The sequence below is a fragment of the Agrobacterium pusense genome, from assembly GCF_013285525.1.
In the GTDB taxonomy this organism is placed as follows: domain Bacteria; phylum Pseudomonadota; class Alphaproteobacteria; order Rhizobiales; family Rhizobiaceae; genus Agrobacterium; species Agrobacterium pusense.
Genome location: NZ_CP053856.1, coordinates 1,616,734 through 1,640,455 on the forward strand (window position 1 = coordinate 1,616,734; position 23,722 = coordinate 1,640,455).

Genomic DNA, 23,722 nt, shown 5'->3' on the forward strand with positions numbered 1-23,722 from the left:
CAGAACCAATCACCGGGGAAACGCTTATCCCCGTTTTTCCGGGAAAATCAGAGCGACTGAAGCTTTCCGAGTTCCTTGGCGACCAGGTAATAAAAGGTCACGCGCGATTTTGAGCGGTCGGCGGCCATGGCTTTCGCAACGGCATCGATTGCCTTGTCGGCGCTGTCATCGGTGACACCGAGCTTCTTGCCGCACCAGCTAGCCTTCACACGTGCAAGCTCTTCCGGATCGGACGCGGACACCAGCGAGGAATCCCGGTTGCGCAGGGCAATGCCGAGATGTTTGACGATCTTGCCGACAACGGCTTCGTCGGCTGCTGCATCGTATTTCTTCACATCTGCGAGATAGTCAGTCATGTCCACTCCTTCGTGTGTCCCCGGCCCGGTGTTGCTTCTAATGACCGGTTGCAGGGAGAATGAGACAGCAATCCCTCGTCGTCAAGAATTGTCTAAATTGCCGGCGTCAAACACGAAACCTTTTCATCGAATTGTCATCTCCCCCCTTTTCTCAGCCGGTCGAAACGCCTATATGAGCCTTGCCGGGGCAACCCGGCTATGGCGATAAACGGTCGGTGTAATAAACCTATTGGACCCGGGGGCGGTACCCGGCGCCTCCACCAAAAACCGGCGGCTTTAAGATGAAAGGCCGGCTTTTGATGGGGGCGAAATAGGATCGACAAGGGTGTAAAGATCGAACTTTTGCTCGGCATGATACCGCCGTTATCGGGTCACAAGTGTAGTTGCAAACGACAACAACGCTAAGGAATACGCTCTCGCTGCCTAATGGCGGTGCGGGAATTCCGCTCTAAAGCCCTCACGGTTAGCCCCGTGAGGCGGGGTTCGGAGGTACCTGGCAACAGAAACCTCCACCTTCTCCATTTTGCCTGAATTGGTTATATGATAGCTGACTTGCGGACAGCATCGGCTTTTCCATTGCTGCCGTTCGGGACATTGCGTATACTTGAGCAAAGCGTAACCATCCGGATCGGAATTGATCCCGGCTCAAGGATTACGCAGAGATTCAAAGTGTTACAGCGTCCTTGGTACCCAAGGCGCGCCGTGCATGAAAAAGACGTTCGAATAAGGGAAAGACAGGACCGCATGGGGCAGGATCATATCCGTTACGACATTCTCGCACAGGATGCCCTTCGCGGCGTTATTCGTAAGGTATTGGGCGAAGTGGCCGCCACCGGCCGTCTGCCCGGCGACCACCATTTCTTCATTACCTTCTTGACCGGTGCACCCGGTGTGCGGATTTCGCAGCACCTTAAGGCGAAATATGCCGAGCAGATGACCATTGTCATCCAGCATCAATTCTGGGACCTGAAGGTCACCGAAACCGGCTTCGAAATCGGTCTCTCCTTCTCCGATACACCGGAAAAGCTCGTCATTCCCTATAATGCCATCCGCGGTTTCTACGATCCTTCCGTGAATTTCGAACTTGAGTTCGATGTCCCCCTGGCGGACGAGGAAGAAGCGGAAGACGCGGAAATCACCGCATATCCGGTGTCGCACGAGGCGAAGCCGGCTTCCGCTTCCGAAACGCCCAAGGCCGGCGAGGAAAAGAAGGAAGGCTCCGTCGTCTCGCTGGATGCTTTCCGCAAGAAGCAATAACGCCTGCCTGAGCGCGAAACCCGAGGAGACGTATCCGCATGGCCGCCGATATCGTCAATCTGCGCCAGTTCCGGAAGCAGAAAGCCCGCAGCGAAAAAGAAAAACAGGCGGAGCAGAACCGCCTGTCCTTCGGACGCACCAAAGCGGAAAAGAACCTCACATCAGCCCTGAATGAAAAGGCCGAAAAGGCACTTGACCAGGGCCGGCTCGAAAACGACGCTCACGAGCCCCGGAAGGACTGAGACCGACCTGCCTAGGGACAGACAGAGCCAGCAAATCGGAAAAGAATCGTAAAACAGGGGCTTGCCGGCAAAACATGATTCAGATTTCCAGCCAAAGACCGATCTGATGATCCGCAAGCATTCCACGACGTTGCACGGCCACCGGACCAGTATTTCGCTTGAGGACGCCTTTTGGGATGAGTTAAAAATCATCGCGGAAAGACGCAAGATCAGCTTCGCGGCCCTGCTGGCCGAAATCGATGACAACCGCCCCTCCGACAGCAATCTGTCTTCGTCGCTACGCGTTTATGTGCTGAACTGGCTGAAGACCCGATAAATTCACGACGGAGTCACCCGGCGACGCCAGCCCCGCAATTTATGTTCGCCGACTACAAAACATTCCCGCCGAAAACTGGTAACGCTGCGAAAGTATTCATTAAACATTCGCGGACTAATCTGCGCTGCAAGGCATTCCCGTATTGCGTAGCCTTGTTTCCAGCCCTTGTCCGAAACCTCCCCGTCCAGACATCCCCCTATGGGGATACCCATGGTTTCTCGGGAACAGCCAAGCTTTCTCCCCTTCATTCACTGTGTCTTCAACCGTTTCGGACCTGAAAGTCCGGATTGCGGGGTAGCGACCGGAGCCCGTCCAGACCGCGGACATGGAACCGAAGCAGAGATGAAAAGCGACGCCGAGCCCTTTTCGGAAAATTACGGATTGGCGGGAGCATTTTCCGGGGCGAGTTCCCGGATTGCATTTTCCGTCGGTGGCACCACCAGAACCGGCGCCGACTGCGGCTGCGGCACGGGCTGCTGCTGTTGCTGCTGCAACCGTTCCTGCTGTTCTTTTTCCTGCCGCAGACGTTCTTCGGCAGCAGCCTTCAGCCGCGCTTCTTCCTCTGCCTTCGCCTTGGCTTCCGCCTCCGCCCGTTCCTTTTCCGCCTGCCGCTCAGCCGCCTGGAAACGATAAAGCGCCACTTCGCGGCGCAGGCGTTGCTTTTCAAGAACGCTTGCCTGCATTGCCTCCACCCTGCGCCGCTCCTTTTCGAAGGCCCGCAGGGACAGGTAGTTGGTGAGCGCCGAAACGTCGGTCGTCAGGGCTGGCGCAGCAAGCGGACCGTTGTAATTCAGGCGCAAAGACGGTTCGGCGCCGGCAACCGTTTCGGTGCCGGGATTGAACAGGAGATCGAAGTCGCCATTCACCGTGAAAGCAGCAAGATCAACCGTCGCATCGGCTGTCAGCGTCAATGGATCGATCGCCGCCCGCAAATTCTGGAAATGCAGCGCACCACCATTCACCGAGAACGGCAGGGATACATCGCCGAGCCCGATCTCGCCCTGCCACAGGCTCTGGTCCACCAGCGGCCGAACTTTCGGAGCATCGATCGGCTGCTGCAACCCATCCGCCGCCTGCAGGATTGGCGGCAGGGCACCGGGATTGAGCCCCTTCAGCACCAGCCCGCTGGCCCGGATTTCACCCGAGCCACCCGCTGATTTCAGCATTTCACCAACGCTTTTGCCGGTCGATTCTGCCGTGAGATCAATGGCCACGCGGCCGGTCGCAACCGGACCGTTCGCATTCGCCCAAAGGATCGGCGCCGGATTGGCGTCGGTTACCGCGATCTTGGTGCGGAAAATGCCCGCCCCCTCGCCCGTGGACATCGCAAACCGTCCTGCAATCTTGCCGCCCATGAAGCCGCCGGTGATGTCGTCGAGTGCGAGACTGCCCGAATCATGCGTTACCTTGGCCGTCAAACCCGTGACCGTGCCGAAAGGTCCAGCCTCGAAGCTTTCCGCCTTGAGCGACAGAGACGCCTTGAGCTGCGGGAAAGCCGGCATGGCCAGCGGTTTGGCATTGAGGCCCCCGGTTTCCGGATCGATCACCGGACCATAGATTGCGTCGCCAAGCCAGGCGAGATCGGCGGTGCGGACTGACAGATCGCCGCTGACGGAATGGGGCGCGGCGCGTTCGAACGTCAGATTGCCGGAGAAGGGATTACCGCCTGCCTGTCCGCCGACAGAAGAAAGCGCAATTTTTTGTCCATCCACCACAACCTTCGCATTGGCCTTCACCGCCATGCCCCCACCGAGCTGCGGCAGCCCAACGGCATTCATGATGAGATAGGGCTCGATATCAGCGCTTTCGAGAACGACATCGGCACTGCCCTCGCCGAAATTGGCAGCTGAAACGGCAAAGGAGCCGTTCGCCGAAAAATGTGTGCGTTCCGTCGAGAAGCGGATATCGGTCTGTGCCGGCGCGCCGAGCGTGCCATTGAGCTTGACCGACAGGAGGCCCTCGCCGTCAGCGTCGAAGGGCAACGGGTCAAGCCCGGCCTGGCCGAACAGGATGGCCGTCGACTGGTTTTTCAAGACAGCTTCCAGTGACATGGCCGTGTCATCGGTGATCGACAGGAAATCCGGCATCTTGGCGACGGCGGACAGCCGGCTGCCGTTAACGGTACCGGAGACGGCAACATTGGCGCCGCCGTTTTCGCTGTTGACCGAGACATCCATTGCAAGGTCGGAATTGGCGTACCATGGCGCGCTGGCCGCCAGGCGGCTGAGGAAGGGATGAGCAGGCAGTTTCTGCTGCAGCATCGTAAAGAAGGGCTGCATATCCGCCGCGTGCAGGTTCACCGTGCCCTTGCCCGCATATTTCAGCAACGAGCCCTGCAATTCGCCTCTTGCCCTGACCTCTGCACCGGCGATATCGCCGGCCGTCATATTTTCCAGCGAAAGAACCCCGCCCGCCATCGTGAAGGCGGTCTCGACGTGATTGGCGGTCACCCCGGCTATGTTGAACCGGTCGGCCTTGAACTTCGCAGTAATGCGGTGGTCGAGAACCGAGCTTCCGACCTGATCGCCAAGCGCCAGACTGCCGAGTGCCTTCAGCGCGTCCAGGTCGATTTCGTTGCCCGCAAGATCGATCGAAAGATTGGAGGTCTTGCCGTCCGAGCGCCGTTCCAGCTCGCCTTTCAGCGACGCGTCGCCGATGGCGAGCTCCAGATTGTCGAAGCGCTGGTTCAGCGTCGTCAACGAGACATCGGCAGAAAAGCCGGCGGCGTTGAGTTGCCGGATGGCCGGATCGACGGAGCCGGAAAGCCAGTTCGCCAGCCCCGAGGGCTGGTTGGACGCAACGAGCATATTGCCGTTGAAGGCCGGACCACCAAGCAGGGTCAACGATCCCTTGGCCTCCAGCTGGGTTCTTCCTGGCAACGTCGCCACCGCATTCACCACCTGCCAGCCGCTGCCCTGCGGCCGAACATCCAGCCGGATGTCACGAATGGTCGTGTCGTCGGAAACCAGGGCGGGAAGGCTGATGCTCGCCTTACCCGGCACCGGCGGTACGGGAATGCGCGCCACCATGGCGGCAAAGGCCTCGATGCGCTGGCGCACGGAAACAGTGGGCTGGCGCGAGGTCTTGCCCGTCTGCACCACAGGCGGCGCAAAACGTGCGACATCAATCTGCTGGCCATCGGCCGTCAGCAGGAATTCGGGCTTGGCGCCGGTATCGAGCGTCGCCTCTCCGGTCACGACATAGGGATTTTCGTTACCGCCGAGTTCCATGCGGTAGCTCGGTATACGCACGCTCTCATTGGTCAGTTCAAAACTGCCGCGGGTGCGCGGCGAGGAGAAGAGTGATTGCCCGGCCTGTTTCGGCTTTTCGTCTTCCCTGAAACTGAAAGAAAAGGAACCGCTATAGGCGGGCTTTCCCGCCGCTGCGGCGATGACGCCATCCAGATCGACCTCGACGGGATGCTCATCCGGCACGACGCGGACCCGAAGGCCCATGCGGCCATTGGCATAATCAGGTTCGCTGCTTGAGAGGGAGAAAGAGCCGGGACGCCCGTCGACGGCAGCCCGCCCGTCCGCCTTCCATGGTCCGGCCAGCGAATTGGCGGACATATCGGCGGTAAGACCGGTGATCAGGCGGTTGCGGCCCGATTGCTCGTCGATGAACTCGATCTGGCCGCCCTCAATCTGCACGCTTTCCAGAACCACGGTTCGGGCGGGAATTTCCGCGCGGCTGCCACGCATCCAGTCCAGCGTGCCGTCTTTCAGCAGCCTGATCTTCGCCTTGGGTTCCTCGATGCGCATGTCAAAGATGCGCGCCTCGCCGGAAAGGAAGGGCGCGAGCTCGGCGTCCATGGAAAAACGCGCGACCTGGATGAGCGGCGATCCATCGGCATCCGTCCCGGCCCGGACGTCATGCAACGTTACCGAAGGGAACGGCAGGATGCGGGCCTCGACGCGGCCATGCACCACAACCTTCTTACCGAGAATACGGCTCGCCTGATCCTCAAAATCACGGCGGAAATCCGTCCAGTCGACGAAATAGGGAATAAGCAGCGCCGAAAACAGCACCACCGCCAGCAGTCCGCCCAGAAAAACCAGAATACGCCCGAGCACTGACCTGCATCTCCCTTCACGAACGCTGCAAACCTATTCTTTTTTGCCTTAACGGCAAGCAGCCTTTTGTACCAATCAAATGTGAGAACGATCAGACAAGACGGAACAACTTGCCCGGATTGAAAATGTTGTCCGGGTCGAGCGACATTTTGATGGCGCGCATCACATCCAATGCATTGCCGGCTTCTTCGGCGAGGAAACTCATCTTGCCCTGTCCTATGCCGTGTTCGCCGGTGCAGGTGCCGTCCATGGCGATGGCGCGGCGGTTGAGACGGGCAACGAAGGCTTCGGTTTTCGCTACGCTTTCCGCATCTTTTCCATCGAACAGAATAAGGACATGAAAGTTCCCGTCGCCGGCATGGCCGACGATCGGTGCGAGAAAGCCGTTTTCCTGGATATCCAGCTGCGTTTCAACCACGCAATCCGCCAGCCTCGAAATCGGCACGCAGACATCGGTGGAAAGCCCGTCGAGATGGGGCGCGAGCGCCCGCGAGGCCCAATAGGCGTCGTGCCGCGCCTTCCAGAGCTTGTTGCGTTCGGCGGCATCGCTTGTCCAGCGGAAGTCGATGCTTCCGCATTCAGCCGCGATTTCTGCAAACTGCTGCGATTGTAGCGCCGCCGTTTCCTCGGTGCCGTGGAACTCCAAGAAAAGCGTCGGCTTCTCCGCATAGTTCAGGCCGGAATAGGCATTGCAGGCCCGGACCTGGACCTCGTCGAGCAATTCGATACGGGCAACCGGAACCCCCATCTGGATCGTCATGATGACGGCATCGCAGGCCGCCTTGATGCTGTCGAATGTGCAGACGCCGCCGGCGATCTTTTCCGGTATGCCCTGCAGCCGCAGCGTCACCGAAGTGATGACGCCGAGCGTCCCCTCGGCCCCCACGAAAAGCCGCGTCAGGTCATAGCCGGCAGACGACTTCCGAGCGCGGCGCGCGGTGCGGATTTCCTCGCCGTTGGCGACGACGGCGGTAACGGCGAGCACATTGTCCTTCATCGTGCCGTAACGCACGGCATTTGTGCCGGAAGCGCGTGTCGAGGCCATGCCGCCGATCGAGGCATTGGCGCCGGGATCGATCGGGAAGAACAGGCCGGTATCGCGCAGATAGACATTGAGGTCCTCGCGCGTCACGCCCGGCTCCACCGCCACATCAAGATCTTCGGCATTCACCTCAATGATGCGATTCATCCGGCTGAAATCGATGCAGATTCCGCCGCTGGGCGCATTCACCTGCCCTTCCAGCGAAGACCCCGTCCCAAACGGAATCACCGGCACCTTATATTGCGAGCAGACCTTCACGACGGCCTTCACATCATCAGCACTCTCGGCAAAAACGACGCCGTCAGGCGCCTGGAGCGTCAGATAGGTGGTGGTGTGGCCGTGCTGCTCCCGAAACGCCTGTCCGGTCTGGAGCCTGTCGCCGAGTTGCTGCTTCAAAACGGCGAGCGCAGACGCAATGCCCTCTTCGTTACGCTTTCCCGCCACCACATCTTTCAACGCCATCGTCCGTCTCCACCGCAACATCAGCCCGTAAAGGATTCGATCCGTTACGAAATTCCGTCAGGTGGTATGGGATAAGGTTAACGCTTTGTCCAGCCGCGCAATGGCGCCAGACGGCAAGGCGGCAACCGTTTTTATTCCGCAGCAAGCAGCGGCTTGTCTTCCTCCAGCGCCTTGCGGCGGGCGGCAAGTTCCAGTTCGCGGTGAAGGCGGATTTCCTCATCCGCTTGCGGTTTGGCGAAGCGGGCGATCAGCAGGTAGGAGACCGGTGTGATGTAAAGCGTCACCAGCGTCGCGAAGCCCAGTCCGCCGACGATGACCCAGCCGAGCGCGATGCGGGCCTCGGCGCCGGCTCCCTGCGCCAGAACCAGCGGCACGCCGCCAAGGATGGTCGCGATCATCGTCATCATGACCGGACGCAGACGGATGCTGGTGGCTTTTTCGATAGCTTCCCGCACGGTTGCACCCTGATCGCGCAGATGGTTGGCGAATTCAACAATCAGGATACCGTTCTTCGCCATGACGCCAACGAGCAGCACGAGGCCGATCTGGCTGTAAACATTGAGGCTTGAGCCGGTGACGAGCAGCGCGATGACGGCACAGGCAAGGCCGAGCGGCACCGTTGACATGATGATGATCGAACTCAGCACGCTTTCGAACTGCGCGGCAAGCACGAGGAAGATGATGGCAATCGCGAAACCGAAGGTCAGCAGCATGCCGCTCGAATTCTCCTCCAGTGTCGCAGCCTCACCCAGCGGCAGCAAGCGTGCACCGGGCGGCAGGACGGATTGCGAGAGCTCGTTCACCTTTTGCAGCGCCTCGCCCAGCGAAACGCCGTCCTTGAGGTTGGCGGTAAAGCCGACGGAGGGAAGCTGCTGTTCGCGGTTGAGCTGCGGCGCGACCGCATTTTCCTTGAGCGACGCGATGACCGACATCGGCACGATCTTGCCGTCGCCCGTCTTCAGGAAGACATTCTCAAGATCGGTCGGATCATTGATCGGCCGGGTGGAGGACAGGAGCCGCACCGGGATCGCATCGCCATCCACGAAGACGTCGACAATCGAGCGCCCTTCCAGCAGCGACTGCATGGCGCGAGAGAGGCCGGTGATGTCGATGCCGAGATCAGACGCGCGCTCACGGTCGATGGAGACCGAAATCTGCGCCTGATTGGGTTCGTTGTCGAAACGTGGCGTATCAAACAGGCCGCTTTCTTCCATGGAAAGCAGCAATTTCTGCGTCGCCTCTGTCAGCGCCGCATAATTGCTGCCGACCATCGCCATCTGCAATCCGTTGCCGGCGCCGCGAATGCGGAGGCTGTTCGGCTGCATGGCGTTGCCCCGCAACGCCGGAACCTTGTTGGCGGCAGAGGTGACATCGGCAGCGATCTGGTTCTGCGTGCGATCTCGGTCGGCCCAGGGCGCCAGCGTCAGCACCATGAAGCCGGTATTGGACGAGCCGTTCATGCCAGTGATGGAGTAGATGTTACGGATTTCCCCGCTGTCGCGAAGCGGCTGCAGGTTTTCCTCGATCCGCTGCAACTGGTCGCGGGTATATTCGAGGCTGACGCCCTGCGGCGCGGTGACCCGCATCATGATAGAGGCGCGGTCCTCGCGCGGCGTCAATTCACTCTGGATCATGCCGAAGGCGATCCATGACAGGCCGGAAAAGATGAGCGCAACGACGATGACGATGAGGGGGTTGTTGAGGCAGGCGGACAGCGTCGACTTGTATGTGGAGGCAAAGACATTACCGAACCAGGCGAGCGGCCCGGTCGGCTCTTTCAACCCCTCCTTCAGCATGCGCGAAGCAAGCATCGGGCACAGCGTCAGTGCCACGATGGAGGACAAACCCACCGCGAAGGCCAGCACAAAACCGAATTCACGGAACAGGCCGCCAAGCTGACCCGGCAGGAAAGAAAGCGGAATGAACACGGCAGCCAGCGTCGCCGTCGTCGCGATGACGGCGAAAAACACCTCCTGCGTGCCGAGAACGGCAGCGGCCCGGGGCCCCATGCCTTCCGCCCGGCGGCGCACGATATTTTCCAGCACCACGATGGCGTCATCGACCACCAGACCAGTCGCCAGAACGATGGCGAGCAGTGTCAGGATATTGACGGAGAAGCCGACCATATAAATGGCGACGATGGTGCCGATTAGCGCCACCGGCATGGTGATCGCGGGAATGAGGGTGGCGCGCCAGTCGCGCAGGAAGAGATAAAGCACCACAACGACGATGATCGCCGAGAGCCCGAGCGCCAGTTCGACCTCGTGCAGCGCGCCTTCGATGAAGACGGCATCGTCACTGGTCACGACGACACGCGTGCCCTCCGGCAGATTGGCCGACATGGCGTCGACGGCGGCTTTCACACCGGTCGAGATACTGAGCGTGTTTGACTGTGCCTGGCGGATGATGCCAAGACCGACGCCCTGAACGCCGTTCGAGCGCAGCGACGTGGATTCGTCGTCCGCCCCCAGCATGACGGTCGCCACGTCCCTGAGGCGGATATTGTTCTTGATGAGAAGATTGGAAAAATCCTCGGGCTTTGTCAGGCTCGCGGTGGCGCGCACGACGATATCCTGCGTCGTGCTTTTCAGCGAACCCGCCGGGACATCGAGGGCAGCGCTTGCAAGCGCGTTGGAAACATCGGTCACCGTCAGACCGCGGCTCGCCAATGCCGCCTGATTGAGATCGACGCGAAAGACCTTTTCCTGGTCGCCGTAAAGCTCCACATCGGCCACACCATCGACGGCAGCCAGACGGTCGATGATTTCGTCATCCACCAGCTTTGTCAGGTCTTCCATACTGAGCGTGGACGAGGTGACGGCAAGCCGCATGATCGGCTGGCTGTCGGAATCCGCCTTGATGATCTGCGGTTCGTCAGCATCGTCAGGCAACTGGTTGGTGACGCGGCCAATGGCATCGCGCACATCATTGGCCGCAACGGCCATGTCGACATTGTCGCCGAATTCCATCGTCACGCGGCTGGTGCCGAATTGTGAGTTGGACGCGATGGATTTGATGCCGCTGACACGCGCCACCGCACCTTCGATGGTCTGCGTTACTTCCTGATCGATCGTCTCAGGCGCGGCACCTTCATACGTGGTCCTGACGCTGATCGTCGGCCGGTCGACGTCGGGCAATTCGCGCACTTCGACGCCGACCAGAGCCGCGAGGCCGGCAACGACCAGCAGCGTGTTAAGGACCGCCGCCAGAATTGGCCGACGCACGAACAATGCGGTAAAGGCGAGCTTGGAATCCTGACCGGAAGGCGGCTGGGTCGTCATTGGCTGGCAACCTCCTCGGGCTTGGGCTGGTTGCCGACCCGCACCGCCCCGCCTTCGCGCACGCGCTGCAGGCCCTCAATCACGACAGGTTCGCCTTCCGCCAGTTCAGCCTTGACGAGAACGGCATCCGGGTTGCGCTGCACGATCTGCACCCGCACCTTGTTGGATTTATTGTCAGCCACACGCCAGACATAGGAGCCTTCCGCATCCCACTGCACGGCCAGCGGATCAACCGAGGCATAAGTTTCCCCGGCGAAGCGCATGGTGACGCCGAATGACATGCCCGCCCTCAACTCATCCTTCTCATTTCCGAACTTTGCCCGGATGCGGATGGTGCGGCTCGCCTCGTCGACACGGTTGTCGACGGCCTCGATCTCCCCCTTGAAAGTCTCACCCGGGCGCGAAATCGACGTGGCCTCCACCGGCATGCCGACCTTGATCGCAGTCGCGAAACGCTCGGGAGCCCAGAAATTGACGAGAATTTCAGACCGGTCGTCAATGCTGACAATGGTGGACTGCGTCGTGACATTGTCACCGATATTGGCGGCGACGATACCGGCCACGCCTTCGATGGGCGCGACGATATCACGCCGCTTGAGATTGAGTTCGGCGGTGCTCAGCGCAAGCTTGGCGGCTTCTTCGGCAATCTGGGCATCCAGCACGTCGAGGCGGGAAACGGACTTCAAATTCTTGTAGGAATTGGATTTTTCGACGGCGCTGCGCAGCGCCACCTGCGCCTTGTCGCGTTCGATCACCTGCTCCTCGTCATCGAGCCGCGCCAGCACCTGCCCCTTCACGACGCGTGCACCGGACGATGTACGAATTTCAGAAAGCGTGCCGGAAACCTGCGGCATGACGACGACGGACTGGATCGCCTCGCCATTGCCGATGGCGTTCAACCGGTCGTTGACCGTGCCTTTCTTCACAGGGGCGGTCACAACCAGTGTGGCGTTATTGTTGCGGCGTGCGCCACCCGCATTCTGTCCCGTCGGCGCGCCGGCCGCCGATCCGCCGGCTGCGGCGACTTCGACCGAAGCAGCGGGTGCTTTGACCAGCCCGATGCTGGCGAGCATATTGCGGGCGTCGGGCGAATAGACGCCCCAGAGACAGAGACCTGCCCCCACCACGGCCAGACTGACACCCACCTGTTTCCAGACCCGCATATAGTTCTCCGGTTGATCATCGCAGCATAAGAAAGCCCCTGAAGCTCAGGCTTCGGGACATCAGCAGTATTCCCCGTCGTTTAAAACGAGGCAACGCACAAATACGTTTCTTACGTAATTGTAATTTGTGATGGATTCTCGTCGAGCACACCATAAACGCTATATTATCGCAAATATTGTTCAGCGCGGTAGTCTGTCAGCACGAAATGACCCGGAGGAAGCCATGAGCACCGTCACGAAAACACAAAATCCCGAAGCCGATCCGCGCGTGAAAGCGGTGTTCGATGATATCCGCACCACCCGCAAATCGGACTTCATCAACAATATGTGGCTTTACCTCGCCTTTGATCCTGATCTCCTTGAAAAGACATGGGCCGAGGTCAAGGCGGTGATGGCGACACCCTCGGCGCTCGACCCTCTGGTGAAGGAAATGCTTTACATCGCAGTGTCCGTCACCAATGGCTGCTCCTACTGTGCCCATTCCCATACGGCGGCCGCGAAAGCCAAGGGCATGACGAATGAACAGCATGCCGATCTGATGCGGATTATCGCGCTCGCCGCCAAGACCAACCAGCTTGCGGTGGCCCTTCAAGTGCCTGTCGATGCCGCTTTTGATGCCGACCAGAGGGCATGAACCCGAAATAATGCCTTGGAATAGGCATTTTGAGCAGCGATACCGGAATAAAAGCAGAACACGGTTCTGGCCTTTATATCCCGAATCACTACATTGGGCCGCATGAGCAACAGTTTTGACGATATGCCGTTCTTCGATGAGGAACCCGTGGCGCCGCGCAGGGCGACGAACAATGCCCCTTCGGAAAACGGCGGCGGGCTTGGCATTGCCGCCCGCGCCATGGCTGCGCGCGATCAAACGCGTGCCGCACCCGATTATCTTTCCGGCCTCAACCCGGAACAGCGCGATGCCGTGGAAACGCTGGACGGGCCGGTTCTCGTCCTCGCCGGCGCCGGCACCGGCAAGACCCGTGTTCTGACAACCCGCATTGCCCATATTCTCGCAACGGGCCGGGCCTATCCCAGCCAGATCCTTGCCGTGACCTTCACCAACAAGGCCGCCCGCGAGATGAAGGAACGCATCGGCGTTCTCGTCGGCGGCGCGGTCGAGGGCATGCCCTGGCTCGGCACGTTCCACTCCATCGGCGTCAAGCTGTTGCGTCGTCACGCCGAACTCGTCGGCCTGAAGTCGGATTTCACCATTCTCGATACGGATGACGTGGTGCGGCTGATCAAGCAGCTCATTCAGGCCGAAGGTCTCGATGACAAGCGCTGGCCGGCCAAACAGTTCGCCGGCATGATCGACGGCTGGAAAAACAAGGGCCTGACGCCGCCGGATATTCCTGAAGGAGACAGCCGCGCCTTCGCCAATGGCAAGGGCCGCGAGCTCTATACCGCCTATCAGAACCGGCTGAAAACGTTGAACGCCTGCGATTTCGGCGATCTGCTGCTGCACCCGATCAGCATCTTCCGCCGCCACGCCGATATTCTGAAGGAGTATCACCAGAAGTTCCGTTACATTCTGGTGGACGAATATCAGGACACCAACACGGCGCAATATATGTGGCTGCGGCTGCTTGCGCAGCGCGCCAAGGGCGAGCCGCAAAACGTCTGCTGTGTGGGTGACGACGACCAGTCGATCTATGGCTGGCGCGGCGCGGAAGTGGACAACATCCTGCGCTTCGACAAGGATTTTCCCGGCGCCAAGGTCATCAAGCTCGAACGCAATTACCGCTCCACCGAGCATATTCTCGGCGCGGCCGGCCACCTCATCGCGCATAATGAGGGACGCCTCGGCAAGACGCTGTTTACCGAACGCAGCAGCCCTGACGACGAAAAGGTCGTGGTGCATGCGGCCTGGGATTCCGAGGAGGAAGCCCGCGCAGTCGGCGAAGAGATCGAGCAGCTTCAGCGCAAGGGTCACCTGCTGAACGACATGGCGATCCTCGTCCGCGCCTCCTTCCAGATGCGCGAATTCGAAGACCGTTTTGTCACGCTCGGTCTCAATTACCGCGTCATCGGCGGCCCGCGCTTTTATGAGCGCCTCGAAATCCGCGATGCCATGGCCTATTTCCGCCTCGTCTGCCAGCCGGCCGACGATCTCGCCTTCGAGCGGATCGTCAATACGCCCAAGCGCGGCCTTGGCGATACGACGATCCGCAACCTGCACGACTATGCGCGTGCCCGCGACATTCCGATGCTGGCGGCAGCGGCCGACATCATCGAAACCGACGAGCTGAAGCCGAAGGCCCGCAAGGCGCTGTTCGATGTGGTGCAGGATTTCCGCCGCTGGCAGGGTCTACTCGAAAACACCGAGCACACCACGCTTGCCGAGCAGATTCTCGACGAAAGCGGCTACACCGCCATGTGGCAGGCCGACAAGACGGCCGAAGCGCCCGGACGCCTTGAGAACCTGAAGGAACTCATCCGCTCGATGGAAGCCTTTGAAAGCATGCGCGGTTTCCTCGAGCATGTCGCCCTCGTCATGGATGTCGAGCAGAACGAAAATCTCGATGCCGTCTCCATCATGACGCTGCATTCCGCCAAGGGTCTGGAATTCGACACCGTCTTCCTGCCCGGCTGGGAAGAAGGCCTGTTTCCGCACCAGCGGGCGCTGGATGAAGGCGGCCGCTCCGGTCTGGAGGAAGAACGTCGTCTTGCCTATGTCGGCATTACGCGTGCCAAGAAACTCTGCCATATCTGGTTCGTCTCGAACCGGCGCATTCACGGGCTGTGGCAATCCACCCTGCCCTCGCGCTTCCTGGATGAACTGCCGCCCGCCCATGTCGATGTCGCAGCATCCGACAGCAATTACGGCGGGTATGGCGGGCGTGGTGGCTACGGACAATCGCGTTTCGACAAGGCAGATCCCTTTGCGAACACCTATTCAACCCCGGGCTGGAAACGTGCGCAGCAGAACCGTAGCGATGCCACCCGCGACAACTGGGGCACGCGCTCCGGCCATGCGGTGGAACGAATCGGTTATGGCGAAAGCGGCCCGCGCACCCGCACCATCGATGGGGAACTGGTGGCCAAATCCGTGGCCGACACGCCGTCAAGATTCTTCGTCGGCGACCGCGTCTTCCACATCAAGTTCGGCAACGGCAATATCGCTGCCATCGAGGGGAACAAGCTCACCATCGACTTCGACCGCGCCGGCCAGAAGCGCGTGCTGGATGGATTTGTGGAAAAGGTTTGATTCAACAACTATGAGTGCCTGAAGGCCGCTTTTCCCATAGCCCACGTCACGCCATTGCAATAAAGGAGTTGCAATGGGATGTGAGAACCGGGTGAGGACTGCTTTGCATATATTGCCGAAAAGCCAGCGCAAGCTTGCGGTTTTCCTGATCAACATGGACGGCGCCACCAAGCGCCTCGCGGATATGACCGCGCGCCTTGATGCCATGGGTCTCAAGGCGGAGCGCATCCCAGGCGTCAATGGCAGGGAGCTGAATTATCCAATCCCGGAATTCAGCGAAATTTCCTATATGCTGATGCATGGCCGCCGCACGTCACCTCCGGAAATCGGCTGCTATCTCAGCCATGTCGCCTGCGCCCGAAAATTCATGGAAGGCGATGCCGATATCTCGCTCATCCTCGAGGATGACGTGATCTTCGATGATGATTTTCTAAATGCGATCGATGAGGCGGCGCTGAATGGCTCAGACTGGGACTTGCTGCGTCTCACGACGGTCAGCAATGGCCGGAAATTTTCGTTCCGTCCGCTCTCGAACGGTCGCTCGCTCGCCATTGCGCTGACACGCGAAAAAGGCTCAGGCGCCTATCTCGTCAACCGTCGTGCCGGACAATGGATATCGAAGCTCATCCCGATGCGGCTCGCCTACGATATCGCCTTCGATCTTGAATATCTCTCCGGCCTGAAGGCCGCCTTCATCTATCCGCTCTGCGCCACGCAGGATGCGGATGGTGAAAGCCAGATCCAGAACAATCTGCGCATTTACCGCCTGCCGCGCTGGCGGTATTTCACTGTCCTGCCCTATCGGGCCTATCTGGAAACCAGCCGGTTCCTGCTGCGCGGTATTCGCTTCGCGGTCGCCAGGGCGCGCGTTGCAATGGAACGCGGCAAGGGCAACGCCGCCCCAGCCGGTCATTGATCGCTCCGTCTTACACTTCGCCGGGCGTGAAGCCGATGAGATAAATTGCCGCCACAACGGCTCCGACAATAAAAATCGAGACGACGAAAATCGTCATCCGGTTCAACGGTTTGCGTGTCGTTTTCTTCATGCTGCAATAATGCGTGGCCACATCGCTTGTTCCGCAACGCACAGGATAATCCCGTCCAAATCCGCCAGCTCTCGCAATTCGATTCCGATTCACGCGCAGATGGGCTAAAGCTCGTGTCCATCTTCAGCTTTTCCGATCCGACATGACAGACACGACGCATCCACGCCTGAATCCGCTGCATCTCGCCGCCGCCTTCGCCAGCGGTTGTCTTTTGACGCTGATGGTGCATTTCAACGGACAGCTGGCCCATTACGGCAACGCGCTGTTTTCTTCCTGGACGGCGCACGGCACCGGCACGGTGGCGGCGCTGGTCTATCTGGCTATCATGCGTTCGAAGAAAGACCTTTCGGCCCCGGCAAAACCGAAAGCGCCGCTCTGGGCCTATTGCGGCGGCGTTGTGGGTGCCGCGATCGTCATCCTCACCTCCACCGCCGTCAATTCACCGCTGGCGCTTTCGGGAACCATTGCGCTCGGACTTGGTGGACAGGTCATCTTCAGCCTTCTGGCTGATATTTTCGGTCTGTTCGGACTGGCCAGAAGAAAGCCGGACCTTCGGGACATGGCGGCAGTGGCGCTCATTCTGTGCGGCAGCGCACTCATCATCCTTGTCGGGAGAACGGCATGATCGTCTGGATCGCCATGGCCTTTACCGGCGGCGTCTTCGTGGCGCTGAGCCGCCAGATCAACGGCCGACTCAGCCTGTCAAACTCGCCGCTCATCGCGTCTTTCTGGAACCACATCGTCGGCTTTGCCGTTCTGACCGTGATCGGACTCGTTGTCGGCGGCCTCATTCCACCGGGTGCGGCCGATGCACCCTGGCTTGCCTTTGTCGGCGGCCCCATCGGCGTCGTCTTCATCGCTTCGGGAAGCTGGCTCATCCCCCGCATCGGCGCGGTCAACACCGCGCTTCTGGTCATAAGCGGCCAGATGGTCTCAGGTGTGATGCTCGATCTTTTCAGCGATCATCCGCCGAAAATCTGGGCCAGCGCTCTCGGCATCCTGCTCATTCTGGCCGGCATGGTGCTGACGCAGCGGCGCAGCCGTTAAATATTCGCGCAGTCACGAGTCGCTGCCACGCGAGAACATGCCGAGCAGCGTCTTGCCGCCGCTTTTACCACCGCTGCTCGCGAGCGTCGGGCGGTTGCCGTTCAGCTTCGGCACGACCACCATGCGCTTGACCTCACCGCGCTTGAAGGCCGCGAGGAAGCGGGAATAGTCGCGGAACACAACGCAGCCATTGGATTCGCCGCGTTTCGCCAGCATGTATGTATGAGCAAGAAGCCCGTCGCGGCCGTGCGGATTGACACCGTTTTCCGGCGTCAGGCGAATGGCTTCAACGCCGTGGAAGCGCGCCTCGCGCATTGTCAGCTTGTAGCTTGAAGGCGGTGTGGACCCGCGCATCTTGACGTGAACATAATCGGGATTGTCGCGCATCTTGCCGATACCGGAATGCGCTTCCAGTTTCTCGCCATTCGGCATGTGCACCACGCCGGAAGAAATATCGTAGATCGCCGTGCCATTGCCACGGTCAGGCCACGGAACCGCATCCATCTTGCTTGGCTCACGCATCGGATTATCCGGTTTCGCGAAGGCCAGCATGGCGCCGGTGCTCTGTTTCGGCGCCTGCGGCGCCCGCAGCGGAACCGGCGCAGCGAAAGCAGGCGCAGAGGCGACAGCGGGAACGCGCTCATCCGCCTTGGCCGTTGCCGCAGGACGCGGTGACGGCTCGACCGTTTGAGCTGTCGCGACATCAGGTCTGAAGCTTGGCAGCGGCACGTCGTCGGGGAGCAGACTGCTTGCCTCTTCCTCGACCTGCGGTCGGGCCAGCGCCACTTCGAATGCCGGGTGCTGCGGAACGGCGCTCTGATAGGCAACCTCGGGGGTGCGTCCAAGCGCCGAATCGACGATCGCGGAAGGCTGAAGCGCGGCAAGTTCCTTGACGGTCGCCTGTCCTTTGGCGTTCGCCGCCGCGCCGAATCGTTCGCCGAATTCTTTCGCGCCGATCTCCGGCATGATGCCGGCAAGGCGGACGGCCTTCTGCTGGCCGTGACTGTGGTCGCTCAGGCGGGAAAACTTGCGGACGTGAATATCACGCGCCGCCGTGCGGGCAATCGCCGCCTCGGCGGTATCCAGCCTTGCCACTAGGGTCTTTTCAAATTGTCCGACGCCATGCGAGGCGGCGGCCATGCCGTGCAGCGAAGCGAAAGCGGCAAAGGCAAAAATGCCGGCAAAGGCACCGCCACCAAGAAGCGCCGACATTCGCCCGAACGAAAAGGATTTGCCTCTCTTGAGGGAATGCGAACCGGCAAGACCGGCGCCGTTATAGGCCGCAGCAGAAAACGCCATGATACTCGTTACTCGAACCGTTCACGCATACCCGGCCGACGCCGGAGGGATTTTGGGACATCCGAAGAACGGGCGAACACCGGGCCGCTTTCGGAACTGACTGGTTCGAAGCATGACGAATTATGGTAACCAAAGTGTTTACGAGTCCCTGCAAAAATATTTCGTTAAGGTCTGCGCATTGTGGGGCTAAGGCAAAACAATGACTTACGCGGATACCGGGTGCCTGTGCACCGCGTGGTCCCGGGGAAGCGCCCTAATGGCGTCATTGGCCTTGAAAAATTTCCGCCGTATTGTCAGGTAATTTCCGACTTTGCCGGAAATTTGCTGGAAATGCGGCAGGAGTGCGACATGAAAGGTCGCTGCTCCCCACCACAGCACACGCCGGGCAGGCGGAAAAAGGCTTGATCCCCCAGGAGCAGCTTGGCATCCTGCCCGGAAAAGGGAGGCCATCATGAAGGCGTTGCTGCTCATCGATATTCAGAACGGTTTCTGCCCGGGCGGCAATCTGGCCGTTGCCGATGGAGACAAGGTTGTGCCCACTGCCAATGCCCTGATCGACAATGGCGGCTACGACCTCATCGTCGCCTCGCAGGACTGGCACCCGGAAAACCACGGCAGTTTCGCCTCGCAGCATCCCGGCAAGAAACCCTTCGACATGGGCGAACTCTCCGGCAAACCGCAGATGATGTGGCCCGACCATTGCGTGCAGGGCACGGCGGATGCGGAATTCCACCCGGATCTGAAGACGGAAGCTTTCGACTACATTCAGCAGAAAGGCGAAAACCCCGCTGTCGACAGCTATTCCGCCTTTCGCGACAATGACCAGGGCGCGACGACGGGGCTTTCCGATTATCTGACCCGACAGGGCGTGACGCAACTCGATGTCTGTGGCCTCGCCACCGATTATTGCGTCAGTTTTTCGGTGCTCGATGCGCTGGACATGCTGCCCGGCGTCAAGGTCCGCTTCATCGAAGATGCCAGCCGCGGCATCGACCCGCAGGGTATAAAAGCCGCGATTGCGATGATGCGTGAAAAAGGCGCGATCATTCTTAAAAGCCGCGACATATTGCGCGATTAAAGGGAGCTGCGCCTACCACGTTACCGATTGCTGTGCTCGCCACAGGAGCCCTTTTGATGGGCCTCTGCGCGGCGGGTGCCATCAGCGCGGCTTCGGTTTTTCCAGCACGTCTATATCCCCCGCCGCGTCCTCAAGACGTCTCAGGATCGCCGCCTGCGCATCGCGAAGCCCCTGATTGTAGAACACATATCCCAATTCCTCCGCCAGAAAATCCACGAAGATTTCCGCCTGCAGAAGGCCGATTTCAGCTTCGGCTTCCCGGGCAAGATAGTCCCGGACACGTGCGGCCAACGCGGCCTTCTCCTGCTTCTCCAGCATCGATCTTCCATGGTCAGATTATTTAGCGGCGCCGGAAGAGGGCGATGAGACCGCCCGCCCGGCACCATACCGTAACGGAAGCTTCAAGTTAATCAATCGATCCATTCATGCAATTCGTTTGCCAGTCGGACGGGACGGCGATAGAGCGGCGGCAAGGAGTTCCAGAGATGTTCAATAAAGATTTTCGCGAGGGATTGAAGGGCGGTTTCCCGATCGCCCTCTCCGCCGCCCCTTTCGGTGCGCTGTTCGGCGCGGTCGCGGTCGATAACGGGCTGAGCGTCACCGAAGCCACGATCATGAGCGGCACCGTCTACGCCGGCGCAAGCCAGCTCGTCGGTATCGAACTGTTCGGCCAGAAGGTTGCCCCCTGGCTGATCGTTCTTTCCGTGTTCGCCGTCAATTTCCGCCATATCCTCTATTCCGCCGCCATCGCCCGAATGATCTCGAACTGGTCATTCCTGCAGAAGGCCGCGGGTTTCTTCGTGCTGGTGGATCCGCAATTCGCCGAATCGGTGAGGAAATACGAAAATTCCGGCACGGTGGGCTTTTCCTGGTACATGGGCTTTGCGGCACCCGTTTATGTGCTGTGGCTGGCCATGACCATTCTCGGCGCATCGCTCGGCAATATGATCGGCGACCCGAAAGCCATCGGTCTCGATGTCCTGCTCCCGATCTACTTCATGGGCATGGTGCTGAGCTTCCGTCAGCGAGAAAATTTCTACCCTGTCATGCTGGCAAGTGCAGTCGGCGCAACGGTCGCCTATCACATCGTCGGTTCGCCGTGGCATGTCAGTCTCGGCGCCGTCGCCGGAATTCTCGTCGCGGTCCTCTATCCGCCGAAACCGAATGGCGCGACGAATTCTGAGAATGGGGTGGAAACGTCATGAGTAACGTTCTGCACGCAGATACGATTTTCCTGATCGCACTCGCCGCCATCGCCACCTATCTCACCCGCATCGGCGGTTATGTGTTGATGACGCGGATGAAATCCATCCCGCCGCGGATGGAGGCGGGCCTGAACGCCGTTCCCGTGGCGGTTCTCACCACACTCGTCGCACCCGCCTTTTTTGAAGGCGGATACGAGGTGAAGATCGGCATGGTGGGCGCCCTTCTGGTCTGCCTGCGCTTTCCCGGCCTAACGATGCTCGCCGTCGGCTGGGCCATCGTCATCGCCATCCGGCATTTCGGGCTGCTTTAAGCAACCCGCTCCAATGGCTTGGTCGCCCCAATGAGCCACGCCTTGACTTCTTCGTCGGTTATCAGGGGAGAAAGCTTCTCCAGCACGCCTGCGTGGTAGGCATTTAGCCAGTTGAGCTCCTCGTCAGTTAAAAGTGCGGTGACCACCAGCCGTCGGTCAATGGGGCACCATGTCAGCGTCTCGAAAGAGAACATTGGCTGGTCGCCTCCGGCCACCTCTTCCGCCTCGCGCACATAGATGAGGTTTTCGATACGGATGCCGAAGGCACCGGGACGATAATAACCCGGCTCGTTCGACAGGATCATGCCGGGCAAAAGCTCCTGTGTCGACAGCCGCGAAATGCGCTGCGGCCCCTCATGCACCGAAAGATAGGAACCGACACCGTGGCCGGTGCCGTGGGCATAATCCGCGCCAGCTTTCCAGAGAGCGATGCGCGCCAGCGGATCGAGATCGCAACCGCGCGTTCCCTTTGGAAACCGTGCGGTGCTTATGCCGATCATGCCCTTCAGGACCAGCGTGAAGAAGCGCTTCTGCTCCTCCGGAACGGTGCCGATGGCAACGGTGCGGGTGATGTCCGTGGTGCCGTTGACATATTGCGCACCGGAATCGACGAGGAACATCTCACCATCGGCAAGTGTGCGATCCGTATCTGTCGTGACGCGGTAATGGATGATGGCGGCATGTGCGCCGGCCCCGGAAATCGTGTCGAAAGAGACATCCTTGAGCGGGTTTTGCAGTCCCTGCCCCACCTTGACGCGAGCCGCCTCCAGCGCCTTGACGGCGTCGATTTCCGTCACCGTGCCGGGCTGCTGGCGATCCAGCCAGCAGAGATATTCGACCATGGCCGCTCCATCCTGCACATGGGCGGCGGCGGAACCGGCAAGCTCAGCTCTGTTCTTGCGCGCGCGCGGCAGACGGACTGGATCGGCTTCCTCGATGAGGGAGCCGCCCGCTGCGGTAATTGCGCCGGTCAGCGCCACTGGCGTCAGATCGGCATCCACCATCACCCGGCCCTTGGCGCTGGCAATGGCGTGCAGGCGATCCGCGATCTTCGACGGCGGCAATTGTGTCGCGAGCTGCGCCAGATAGGCCTCGGCCTCGATGCCGGTCTTGCGCTTGTCGAGAAAAATATCGGCCCTGCCATCTGCATAAATGATCGCGCGGGCGAGCGGGTGCGGTGTATGCGGCACGTCGTTGCCGCGAACATTGAAAATCCAGGCGATGGACGAAGGGTCGGTCACCAGCAGTGCATCTGCCCCCTTTGCGGAAACGGTTTCCGCCAGTGAGGCAATCTTCTCCTTCGCCAGCTCGCCGGTAAATGCCTCTGGCTGGATGACGACGGGCTCCAGCGGTTCGGAGGGACGGTCCTGCCACAGCGCGTCGAGCGGGTTCTTTTCCAGAAGAACGATTGAACCGCCCTTGCCGGCGATCGCCTTTTCCAGCCGCTTCAATTCGGCGCCGGTGTGCAGCCACGGATCGATACCAAGCCGGAAACCCTTTGGAGCATGTTCGGCAAGCCAAACGGAAGGTGGCGCACCGACCAGATCACCACCAGTGAACACTGTCTGGTCAACCTGCGAGCTTAGCTGCGTCGTATAGCGCCCATCGACGAATACCACCGCTTCCGTCCGCGTTACCAGTGCAATGCCGGCGGAACCGGTAAATCCGGTCAACCATGAGAGGCGCTCGGCGCACTCAGGCACATATTCTCCCTGATATTCATCGGCACGCGGCACCAGAAACCCATCGATACCGAGGGCATCGAAACCGGCGCGCAACGCCTCGACGCGAGCCTTGCCGAATTGCGGCGCGGATTTGTTTTCGAAGGTCTGGAACATGGGCATCTTTCGGGAACTGACATGGAGAAAGCTGTTTGTCGGCACCATCAAATCGTTGGCGCGCAACGACAATGCCACGCGGACAAAGCCGGTTTCAAGACATAAGTGATGCCCGGGATTGCGGTGATAAATTGGGCATATTTTGCGAAATAAGTAATACTGAAGGCTTAGTGATATGCAAAAAATGCATTCCTACCCTGAAATATACCCTCTAACCAAACAAAAACACATCGCTTATATCAGGATCAACACAGCGAGAGAGACACTCTCCTGGCAAACAAGGATTTGAAGCAATGGCAAAATCTTTCCTCCGCACCGCCTTCGATCGCGTCGTTGAAGCACGCGAGCGTCAGGTCAGCCGTCATGTCAACGCCGCCCTTCTGAACCTCGACGATAAGTCGCTCGAAGCGCTCGGCATGAACCGCGCCGATCTGCGTCGCAAGGCAAAGTCCAGCTACGTATTCTGATTTTATCCGGCGCGGCATTCCTCCCTAC

Annotated in this window: 20 protein-coding genes and 1 other RNA gene; 13 read left to right on the forward strand and 8 right to left on the reverse strand. The window is 59.9% G+C overall.

What is annotated here, in order from left to right:
* Positions 1-47: 47 nt before the first annotated feature.
* Complete coding sequence (locus tag HQN82_RS08025; protein ID WP_004442740.1) at positions 48-356, reverse strand: DUF2853 family protein; 309 nt, start codon at positions 354-356, stop codon at positions 48-50.
* Positions 357-498: 142 nt separating this feature from the next.
* Here HQN82_RS08025 and ssrA point away from each other — a divergent pair.
* From ssrA to HQN82_RS08045, 4 genes are all read left to right on the forward strand, one after another.
* Positions 499-870, forward strand: a transfer-messenger RNA (tmRNA) gene (gene ssrA / locus HQN82_RS08030).
* A gap of 230 nt (positions 871-1,100) precedes the next feature.
* Complete coding sequence (locus HQN82_RS08035; protein WP_004442741.1) at positions 1,101-1,613, forward strand: SspB family protein; 513 nt, start codon at positions 1,101-1,103, stop codon at positions 1,611-1,613.
* 38 nt (positions 1,614-1,651) lie between these two features.
* Complete coding sequence (locus HQN82_RS08040; RefSeq protein ID WP_035209709.1) at positions 1,652-1,855, forward strand: DUF4169 family protein; 204 nt, start codon at positions 1,652-1,654, stop codon at positions 1,853-1,855.
* A 106-nt stretch (positions 1,856-1,961) separates the two neighbouring features.
* Complete coding sequence (locus tag HQN82_RS08045) at positions 1,962-2,171, forward strand: ribbon-helix-helix domain-containing protein (protein ID WP_035209777.1); 210 nt, start codon at positions 1,962-1,964, stop codon at positions 2,169-2,171.
* A gap of 374 nt (positions 2,172-2,545) precedes the next feature.
* Here the strand turns inward: HQN82_RS08045 and HQN82_RS08050 are convergent, their stop codons facing one another.
* The 4 genes from HQN82_RS08050 to HQN82_RS08065 all read right to left on the reverse strand — a co-directional run bounded on the left by HQN82_RS08050 (position 2,546) and on the right by HQN82_RS08065 (position 12,192).
* Positions 2,546-6,244 (reverse strand): AsmA family protein, encoded by a 3,699-nt coding sequence (locus tag HQN82_RS08050; RefSeq protein WP_173614743.1) that lies wholly within the window; start codon positions 6,242-6,244, stop codon positions 2,546-2,548.
* 91 nt (positions 6,245-6,335) lie between these two features.
* The gene (locus HQN82_RS08055) at positions 6,336-7,748 is read right to left on the reverse strand and encodes an FAD-binding oxidoreductase (RefSeq protein WP_112766559.1); all 1,413 of its coding nucleotides are present in this window, start codon (positions 7,746-7,748) and stop codon (positions 6,336-6,338) included.
* Positions 7,749-7,879: 131 nt separating this feature from the next.
* On the reverse strand, positions 7,880-11,029 hold the full coding sequence (locus HQN82_RS08060) for an efflux RND transporter permease subunit (protein WP_022556577.1): 3,150 nt from the start codon (positions 11,027-11,029) through the stop codon (positions 7,880-7,882).
* Positions 11,026-12,192 (reverse strand): efflux RND transporter periplasmic adaptor subunit, encoded by a 1,167-nt coding sequence (locus HQN82_RS08065; protein WP_112766560.1) that lies wholly within the window; start codon positions 12,190-12,192, stop codon positions 11,026-11,028. Before HQN82_RS08065 ends, HQN82_RS08060 begins: the two co-directional genes overlap by 4 nt.
* Positions 12,193-12,415: 223 nt before the next feature.
* On the opposite strand from HQN82_RS08065, the gene HQN82_RS08070 reads away from it, so the two are divergent.
* From HQN82_RS08070 to HQN82_RS08090, 5 genes are all read left to right on the forward strand, one after another.
* Positions 12,416-12,826: a carboxymuconolactone decarboxylase family protein gene (locus tag HQN82_RS08070; RefSeq protein WP_004442748.1), complete on the forward strand. Its 411-nt coding sequence runs from the start codon at positions 12,416-12,418 to the stop codon at positions 12,824-12,826.
* Between the two features lie 102 nt (positions 12,827-12,928).
* A complete protein-coding gene (locus tag HQN82_RS08075) occupies positions 12,929-15,403 on the forward strand; it encodes an ATP-dependent helicase (protein WP_112766676.1) in 2,475 nt (824 codons plus the stop codon).
* A 103-nt stretch (positions 15,404-15,506) separates the two neighbouring features.
* Complete coding sequence (locus HQN82_RS08080) at positions 15,507-16,319, forward strand: glycosyltransferase family 25 protein (RefSeq protein WP_035209704.1); 813 nt, start codon at positions 15,507-15,509, stop codon at positions 16,317-16,319.
* Positions 16,320-16,591: 272 nt separating this feature from the next.
* Positions 16,592-17,074, forward strand: a complete 483-nt coding sequence (locus HQN82_RS08085) for a DMT family transporter (RefSeq protein WP_173614744.1) — start codon at positions 16,592-16,594, stop codon at positions 17,072-17,074.
* On the forward strand, positions 17,071-17,496 hold the full coding sequence (locus HQN82_RS08090) for a DMT family transporter (RefSeq protein ID WP_072494629.1): 426 nt from the start codon (positions 17,071-17,073) through the stop codon (positions 17,494-17,496). Before HQN82_RS08085 ends, HQN82_RS08090 begins: the two co-directional genes overlap by 4 nt.
* 12 nt (positions 17,497-17,508) lie before the next feature.
* On the opposite strand, the gene HQN82_RS08095 is transcribed toward HQN82_RS08090, so the two are convergent.
* Complete coding sequence (locus tag HQN82_RS08095; protein WP_112766561.1) at positions 17,509-18,795, reverse strand: DUF2778 domain-containing protein; 1,287 nt, start codon at positions 18,793-18,795, stop codon at positions 17,509-17,511.
* Between the two features lie 451 nt (positions 18,796-19,246).
* On the opposite strand from HQN82_RS08095, the gene pncA reads away from it, so the two are divergent.
* Complete coding sequence (pncA, locus tag HQN82_RS08100; RefSeq protein WP_022556586.1) at positions 19,247-19,873, forward strand: bifunctional nicotinamidase/pyrazinamidase; 627 nt, start codon at positions 19,247-19,249, stop codon at positions 19,871-19,873.
* Positions 19,874-19,954: 81 nt separating this feature from the next.
* On the opposite strand, the gene HQN82_RS08105 is transcribed toward pncA, so the two are convergent.
* A complete protein-coding gene (locus HQN82_RS08105) occupies positions 19,955-20,191 on the reverse strand; it encodes a DUF2164 domain-containing protein (protein ID WP_006697775.1) in 237 nt (78 codons plus the stop codon).
* Between the two features lie 167 nt (positions 20,192-20,358).
* Here HQN82_RS08105 and HQN82_RS08110 point away from each other — a divergent pair, with 167 nt between their 5' ends.
* Positions 20,359-21,078 carry an AzlC family ABC transporter permease gene (locus HQN82_RS08110; RefSeq protein ID WP_112766562.1) on the forward strand — a complete coding sequence of 240 codons (720 nt, stop codon included), beginning with the start codon at positions 20,359-20,361 and terminating at the stop codon, positions 21,076-21,078.
* Positions 21,075-21,389, forward strand: coding sequence for an AzlD family protein (locus HQN82_RS08115; protein WP_006697773.1), 315 nt, complete (start codon positions 21,075-21,077; stop codon positions 21,387-21,389). The genes HQN82_RS08110 and HQN82_RS08115 overlap by 4 nt, the downstream gene beginning before the upstream one ends.
* Here the strand turns inward: HQN82_RS08115 and HQN82_RS08120 are convergent.
* Positions 21,386-23,227: an aminopeptidase P family protein gene (locus HQN82_RS08120; RefSeq protein ID WP_173614745.1), complete on the reverse strand. Its 1,842-nt coding sequence runs from the start codon at positions 23,225-23,227 to the stop codon at positions 21,386-21,388. The genes HQN82_RS08115 and HQN82_RS08120 overlap by 4 nt on opposite strands.
* 293 nt (positions 23,228-23,520) lie before the next feature.
* Here HQN82_RS08120 and HQN82_RS08125 point away from each other — a divergent pair, with 293 nt between their 5' ends.
* Positions 23,521-23,694, forward strand: coding sequence for a hypothetical protein (locus HQN82_RS08125; RefSeq protein ID WP_003522343.1), 174 nt, complete (start codon positions 23,521-23,523; stop codon positions 23,692-23,694).
* Positions 23,695-23,722: the final 28 nt, after the last annotated feature.

Bases quoted from the DNA above. Each gene is read 5' to 3' on its own strand.
- HQN82_RS08120 (WP_173614745.1), bottom strand. From the start codon at position 23,227: ATGTTCCAGACCTTCGAAAACAAATCCGCGCCGCAATTCGGCAAGGCT.
- HQN82_RS08070 (WP_004442748.1), top strand. From the start codon at position 12,416: ATGAGCACCGTCACGAAAACACAAAATCCCGAAGCCGATCCGCGCGTG.
- HQN82_RS08095 (WP_112766561.1), bottom strand. From the start codon at position 18,795: ATGGCGTTTTCTGCTGCGGCCTATAACGGCGCCGGTCTTGCCGGTTCG.
- HQN82_RS08105 (WP_006697775.1), bottom strand. From the start codon at position 20,191: ATGCTGGAGAAGCAGGAGAAGGCCGCGTTGGCCGCACGTGTCCGGGAC.
- HQN82_RS08115 (WP_006697773.1), top strand. From the start codon at position 21,075: ATGAGTAACGTTCTGCACGCAGATACGATTTTCCTGATCGCACTCGCC.
- HQN82_RS08055 (WP_112766559.1), bottom strand. From the start codon at position 7,748: ATGGCGTTGAAAGATGTGGTGGCGGGAAAGCGTAACGAAGAGGGCATT.
- HQN82_RS08110 (WP_112766562.1), top strand. From the start codon at position 20,359: ATGTTCAATAAAGATTTTCGCGAGGGATTGAAGGGCGGTTTCCCGATC.
- HQN82_RS08075 (WP_112766676.1), top strand. From the start codon at position 12,929: ATGAGCAACAGTTTTGACGATATGCCGTTCTTCGATGAGGAACCCGTG.
- HQN82_RS08085 (WP_173614744.1), top strand. From the start codon at position 16,592: ATGACAGACACGACGCATCCACGCCTGAATCCGCTGCATCTCGCCGCC.
- HQN82_RS08090 (WP_072494629.1), top strand. From the start codon at position 17,071: ATGATCGTCTGGATCGCCATGGCCTTTACCGGCGGCGTCTTCGTGGCG.
- HQN82_RS08035 (WP_004442741.1), top strand. From the start codon at position 1,101: ATGGGGCAGGATCATATCCGTTACGACATTCTCGCACAGGATGCCCTT.
- HQN82_RS08060 (WP_022556577.1), bottom strand. From the start codon at position 11,029: ATGACGACCCAGCCGCCTTCCGGTCAGGATTCCAAGCTCGCCTTTACC.
- HQN82_RS08040 (WP_035209709.1), top strand. From the start codon at position 1,652: ATGGCCGCCGATATCGTCAATCTGCGCCAGTTCCGGAAGCAGAAAGCC.
- HQN82_RS08125 (WP_003522343.1), top strand. From the start codon at position 23,521: ATGGCAAAATCTTTCCTCCGCACCGCCTTCGATCGCGTCGTTGAAGCA.
- pncA (WP_022556586.1), top strand. From the start codon at position 19,247: ATGAAGGCGTTGCTGCTCATCGATATTCAGAACGGTTTCTGCCCGGGC.
- HQN82_RS08045 (WP_035209777.1), top strand. From the start codon at position 1,962: ATGATCCGCAAGCATTCCACGACGTTGCACGGCCACCGGACCAGTATT.
- HQN82_RS08025 (WP_004442740.1), bottom strand. From the start codon at position 356: ATGACTGACTATCTCGCAGATGTGAAGAAATACGATGCAGCAGCCGAC.
- HQN82_RS08065 (WP_112766560.1), bottom strand. From the start codon at position 12,192: ATGCGGGTCTGGAAACAGGTGGGTGTCAGTCTGGCCGTGGTGGGGGCA.